At 33.5% G+C, this 6,263-nt stretch carries 5 protein-coding genes; 1 reads left to right on the top strand and 4 read right to left on the bottom strand.

All coding sequences use genetic code 11. The features are described 5' to 3' along the window. Window positions 1-564: 564 nt before the first annotated feature. Genes ACFPOH_RS13995 through ACFPOH_RS13980 form a run of 4 tightly spaced genes read right to left on the bottom strand, consistent with a single transcriptional unit; the run spans window position 565 to window position 5,321 of the window. Window positions 565-1,308, bottom strand: a complete 744-nt coding sequence (locus ACFPOH_RS13995; protein ID WP_390310273.1) for a TatD family hydrolase — start codon at window positions 1,306-1,308, stop codon at window positions 565-567. Further along, window positions 1,292-2,725 (bottom strand): Qat anti-phage system QueC-like protein QatC, encoded by a 1,434-nt coding sequence (qatC, locus tag ACFPOH_RS13990; protein WP_390310271.1) that lies wholly within the window; start codon window positions 2,723-2,725, stop codon window positions 1,292-1,294. Before qatC ends, ACFPOH_RS13995 begins: the two co-directional genes overlap by 17 nt. Continuing rightward, window positions 2,718-3,431, bottom strand: coding sequence for a hypothetical protein (locus tag ACFPOH_RS13985; protein WP_390310269.1), 714 nt, complete (start codon window positions 3,429-3,431; stop codon window positions 2,718-2,720). Before ACFPOH_RS13985 ends, qatC begins: the two co-directional genes overlap by 8 nt. After that, window positions 3,432-5,321, bottom strand: a complete 1,890-nt coding sequence (locus ACFPOH_RS13980) for a KAP family P-loop NTPase fold protein (RefSeq protein ID WP_390310267.1) — start codon at window positions 5,319-5,321, stop codon at window positions 3,432-3,434. A 727-nt stretch (window positions 5,322-6,048) separates the two neighbouring features. Here ACFPOH_RS13980 and ACFPOH_RS13975 point away from each other — a divergent pair. Further along, window positions 6,049-6,252 (top strand): DUF559 domain-containing protein, encoded by a 204-nt coding sequence (locus ACFPOH_RS13975; protein WP_390310265.1) that lies wholly within the window; start codon window positions 6,049-6,051, stop codon window positions 6,250-6,252. The last annotated feature ends 11 nt before the right edge of the window (window positions 6,253-6,263 follow it).

Raw genomic sequence — 6,263 nt, 5'->3', positions numbered from 1 at the left:
AATAGCAAAATAGCCCTCAATCTGAAAAAATTCAAGATTGTAGGGCTATTTGTCATGCGTACTAATAGGTACGCTTTTTTAATCCCTGTTTTAAGTTTTTCAATGCGTCATTTGAATTCGGGCTTACCAGACATTTACACTTCACTTCTACTATAAAAAATAGTAGCACAAACCTTGGCCTTGGTTTGTACTACTAATCTTAGTATGTTTTTATTTATATCTCGTATAAACAGGAATCCTGCAATACTGTTTTATGTGTTTCTCCGAAAACAAATAGACCCTTAAAAAAATCGCTTAGAGGTATGAACTATTTCGTACTTCTTATGCAATTGCTCCAAAAAAAGTTGTTGAAATCGTGTGAACCTATTATAAGCTGTTTACTACCTCTTTCATCATTGTTGCAGTATTGTTGTGTAACAAACTACTCTTTATCGTTTTTTTATATCCTTATTAAAATTGCTTGACATAAAAAAGGCACTGGATTATCCAATGCCTTTATCCTTAACTTTCTTTCCCATCCACCATCTGAAAAAACTTAAGAACAAGTACATCATTTATTTATGCTCATCGTTCGTAGCTTTTCTGGTTATTTAATAAGGTTTTTAGATTATTAAATACTATATCCTTTATATCCTTAATTCCTAATAATTTTGCAAACTCATCATAAATAAATCGTAAATCATATGATGCCATGCTTTTTTTGCTACATTTTCCAAAAGGGCCATCAGTTTCAATCAGTAATCTCTCTAAAGGAATTTGCTGTATGATTTTAAGCCCTTTTTCTGTTGTTAGCATTGAGTAATTCACAGAAAAATAATATCCACTTCTTATTATCTCATCCAACAAAGACAGAGGACCTGAATACCAATGAAATACAGCAAAACGCACATTGCTTTCTTTTAAAATATTTAAAACATCCTTCTCTGCCATTCTGGAATGGACAGATAGTATCTTATTATGCTCTCCTGCTCTCTTACAGATATATCTGAATACCCTTTGTTGTTCTGTCTTATAATCAAAATATTCTTTTGAATAATCCAAACCTACTTCACCAATGTATTTTGTATGAGGAAGCCATCTTTCAAAAAGAGTTTTATTGAACCGATGGGTTTTTACCATTTGCGGATTATATCCCAGAGCTATTCTTACATATTTAGATTCAGGAAACTCCTTCTTACATTTGTCGTATATTTCGGGCAAGTTTGTAACAAATAGAGCATATATTTTGTTTTGAGTAAAGTAGCTATACATTTCGTTATAATTCTTGTAATTATCAATGTGAATATGAAAATCAATTAATCTGGGCATGTTCTCTATCCTCAATTCCTAAATAATCTAACAATCCGCCGCCATTTTTAGTATCTTCCTGCTTAATCATCTCTATCAATTCCTTCATTGATTGATGATATAGCCTTTCGTATTCTATTAATTCATCATGGGATAAGGCTCCTTGCCGAAGTAAAAGTGTTCTAATATAGTCTGCATTATCTCTATGTTTTAGATACCTTCTTATGCTAAATAGGAGAGCCTTTAAATCACTCGCTTTTCCTTGCAGGTTATTATACTTCTGAATAAATTCTCCATTGAGCTTGTATTTTTGGTTATAAGGAGTTTTATCCCTGCCAATAGCATAAAATGATGCCCTTCTGATTAAGCAAGGATAGCAATAGCCGCAATTACAAGGTGGCTTTATTTTATCGTATCTCGATAAACAAGGGTGGGAACAGGAAAGCGTTTTATGGGCATTTTGCCGGAAGACTTGCTTATCTTTATGTTCCGACACAATTTGACCTTTTGACCTATTCCAATAAAAATTTTGGATTTGATGATTTAAACCAACTTCCTGCAGAATTTGATTTAATGACTTTAAAAATATTGGATGCGTTGTTCTGGTGCTACAGCTTCCGTTTCTGCTGTCAGTGAGCGGAACATTAATTCCAATAAAGCCATTTTCCGGTATATAAACAGGCGTCCCATCCCCAAAAATAGACGCAATAGCAATTGCTCCTGCTAAGAATAAAAAGGACCTGCTTCTACTGGAGCTTTCTGTTCCTAATTGAGCTTTTTCTCTATCTTTTCTTAGAGGAGCAAAAGGGTTTACGTTAAATAAAACCAACTCTTTCTTTAAAGAAGGATAGGCGCTGTCTAACGCATCAAAAAGCTCTTTCTGCCTGCTCGTTAAGAGGTTATATTCTCTAAACCCCACAAAACAAGTATTTTCTCCTCTTTCTAAAATCGTTATAGCTCCACAAAAAGAATCCAATCCACCCGAAAATAAACTAACTGAATCAAATCCCTTTTTGTTTATTAGCTTATACTTAGTATTTTTCTTATTTGCTCTGAATTTGCTGTTGGACTTTCTAAATTCTAATACCCATTTATCTCCGCTTAAAAATCCAAGCGACTTCTCTAATTTTCTTCTGACTGCACTCCATTTTTCTAATTCTAAAACTGGCACGTGTAATTTTATATTCCTTGTCCAATTGTCAAAAGGATTTTTTCGGGGTATCCTTTTGTCCGCACAAAATACGCTAATAGCTATTATTAATAAATCCTCGCTAATGTTTGATAAAGCTTGAAGGCCGAACCGCCTCCACAACTGTTCTGCATCTGTTTTTACATTTGATTTATTATTTTTGTCAAAAAGATTAAAGATGATTAAATCATTTTCTATTTTATCCTTAATATTATCCTCTACTTGTTTATTAACCCATACATTAAACAAGTGTCTCACTCCAAACAGATAATATTTCAAAGGCCTTATTGCATTTTTCCTCTATAATTTGCCTTCCTTGCGTTCCGTTCCAATCAATCTTTTGGATGTCTTCAATAGAAAATTCAGATTCTATAGAAATCCTTATGTAAGTCTTCACACTTTCTTCTGCAATCTCATACTTGTCGAATTTATCAAACATGGCCATCAATTTTTCAGCAAAATTGGTAAAAAAACAATTTTGTATGAACTTTACAATAAATTCTCTAATGAATTCCCCTTTATCAATAGAGCCGAGAATGTTATTATAATCTTCTTCATTTTCAGCTCCTGCCAACAATTCCCGCATGAGTTCGCTCATGCTTTGCTGGGCAACACTTTCATACAAACTATTTCCGCTTTCATAAAAATACTCTAAAAGCCCATAAAGTATCTTCTCAGCAGGAAGGTTTCTTAAGTGTGAAAGTCCAACTCTTTCCAAAGCTTCTGAAAAGCCATATTGCCTTACAGCTTCAATGAAACTGACCGCCTTTGCCCCAATATTGGCAACTGCAGTTGAATGACCTTTTCCTCCACTCCCCATTGCTTTGGCAAAACTTGAAACAGCCTTTCCTACCGAGGAAGGAGTAAAGCCACTTCTAACCATATTTGTTACAGCCCTTTTAGAATCTGACCATAGATAGCCTGTCGGAGGAGTATAACCTTTAGACGTCCCCATTTACTTCCCCTCCCCTATTCTTGCCCAGAGTTTATCATCCATTTTCTTTTTATTCACATAAAAGTCTCTCAATTTATCAAAAGTTGTTTTTCCGGCTTCAGAAAATAAAACAATTTCTTTCAGTGAAATATCACTTACCTTAATATTTTTGAATTCTTCAAAAATTCGTGGTTGATATTGGGGAAACAGTTTATAAAGTTGAACTAAAACCCATAAATGAGCCTTGTCTTGACTAAATTTAGAGATAGCTCCTTTAACAATTGCACTTCGCGTAACTTCATCCATCTCCTTCAGTTCTTCTATCTTTTTCTTTCTAATTACTTCCGAAACAGACGTGTTGCAAATTTGATTAATGAATTTCCGTTCCTCTTGATTTAAGTTGATTGAAGAAAGTTTTTTATCTGTAACGGAATCACGAGCCAAATAAAAATATTGAGTCAAATCAAACTCTGATAGATTCGTTGGCTCTACCGCAATCCATCTTTTAACTCTTTCGCTAAACCATCCACTATTTTTTCCATCTTGGCTTGCTTTAGTATCATCATCTTCATCCAAGCTTTGATTTAATATCTTATTTTCGATTTCAGCTAAAGGCTTCGGATATCCATTATGTTCAAATTGCCATTTATATAATTCTCTAAATAAATCTTTGTCCATGTATTCAAGAACCATAAGTTTGGCTAAAACAGCTAAGTTTAATTCTATCCCTTGTATCTCAGCAAGACGCTTCCTAATGTAAAAGGTATTTAAAAACCTCTTTGTTTGCCGGGGATTTCCCTTAAGCGTGGCTGCAACGACATGGCCAATGCTGTTGAATATATTTATTTGTTCTTCAAAATCTGATTGGCTATAACCAGGTTTATAAACTTCACCATTTGTATTTGATAGTTCGCCAATAATGTCTATAATTTCTTTTCCAGTTATAATTTCACCCTTTACAAAAATACCCTTTTCTTTCAACTTGCTGATTAGCTGGTTCAATATTTCCTCACTTAAGTACATTTCACTTATTAATAAAAGCATATAATTCTTTATATCCATCTCTGCCAACTCAGGAATTCTAATAGGCAACTGAACTATCTTTTCTATGTAATCTACTGATACATCTATATCCACGTCATCCAGCTGGGGATATTTTCTTTTAATAGAATAGGTGATAATGTTTTCATCCATTGCAATAATAAAAGTTGTCTTCTCAACTGCCAAAAATAGTTTTATTGCTTCCAGCGTCTCAATAATCCTATCTGGATTGCATCTGTCTAAATCATCAATCATGATGATTAAGTTATCAATTTTTGATTCACGAATAATGTTAGCGAAATCCTCTCTAAATCTTCTGATATTTTCGATGATATTTTCTTGCTGTTGCAGCCTGATGTACTCGCTCTTTAAGTTTGATAAATTATTCAATTGTTCTCCTATTTCCTTTTCTGTATCAAAATTTTCGGGGTTGAAGCTACTAAAAAACATTGGAAAAGGATTCCCAGTAAGTAAACTAATTGATAACGGAATACCCTTTTTTAAGGCTGTACTCCCCACTCTTATCCAATCTACTCTTTTAATGAGATTTTTTATCTTCCCACCCAAATTCCCAAAAAAAGTTGAATTCTCCTGAAGGCTTTGTAAAATGGCTTCCATTAAAGCTGTTTTTGCATCATCGTATCCTTCAAACATCCAAGCATTTACTGTTACAACAGCAATCTTCTTTCCATTTTGTTTTTTTGCCGTTTGTTCAATTAAATGCAGTAAAGTGGATTTGCCGCTTCCCCAATTGCCAAATAAGCCTATTGTCAGAGGGTTCATTCGTTCACTGGTAGCAACTTCGCAAATAAGATTAGCATAGGGTTCATAAGCCAGCATATCTATCTTTGAAGCGTCATCAGCCCACATAATTCCATCCCCTCTCGGCTTTGTATTATTGTCTACAATTGTACAATTATTTGTAAAAGAACGATAAGAGAACTTCATCTATAGAACAAAACAAATGTTCCCCTTAGTTATTTATTGTATTATAAAATAGATTCACTTTTCAAACATTATTAAATAAAAAACTTTATAATTACTTAAGCTCATTTCCCGTTTTGTAAAATTATCCTATAAATAGAATAATCTAAAATTCCAAAATATACTACAGTCAAAATTATATAATAACAAACATTTGTAATCGGTTTCAGAAAATTCTCACTTAAAATACGAGGACAACGGCTTTGAAGCTCCGTTGTCCTTACTAAATAATACTTTTTGCTTTATATCCCCTCTTGATGATGCTCCCACATTTTCCTCTTATCTTCATCAAAATAATAAATATAATTTGCGAACGCTAAAATCATTTTCTCAAATATGTCTGCCAGCCGATTAACTGTTTCCTCCACATCGCCATGATGTTTGAACTCTAACACTATCGAGTTATCCCTGAACGCCACATCTTTTCCAATTTTCTCCCTTACAATGTCCTCTTTTTCTTAATCGCATTGTATATTAGGCTGTTGTTTTCTGAAAAACGCAGTTCTACAAAAGCCATGTTTCTCCTATCACTGATGGAAACAAAATAGTTACAATCACTCCGACCAGCTCCGAAGGACAGTACACGAATAGTATCTAAATTTGCTTTTTCACGATGGAAAGGAAGAAAAAAGATTATTGGAATAAAAAATTCTCCCGCAATAAAGAACGTGATGCTGAAGTAAATAACTATTACAAACAAAATGGCTGGCATATAAAAAGGGTTTGGGAGCATGAGGTAAAACAGGATTTAAACAAAGTTGTTGATGAACTTGCTGATTTTATTGAGCAAATAAAAAATCAAAACAAAAAGCTTTGAACTATAGGCAT

Origin of the sequence: Ureibacillus suwonensis, assembly GCF_042655065.1 — a bacterium.
GTDB classification, from domain to species: domain Bacteria; phylum Bacillota; class Bacilli; order Bacillales_A; family Planococcaceae; genus Ureibacillus; species Ureibacillus suwonensis.
Note: the sequence above shows the minus strand (reverse complement) of the source record. Positions and strands in the feature narration are given on the sequence as shown.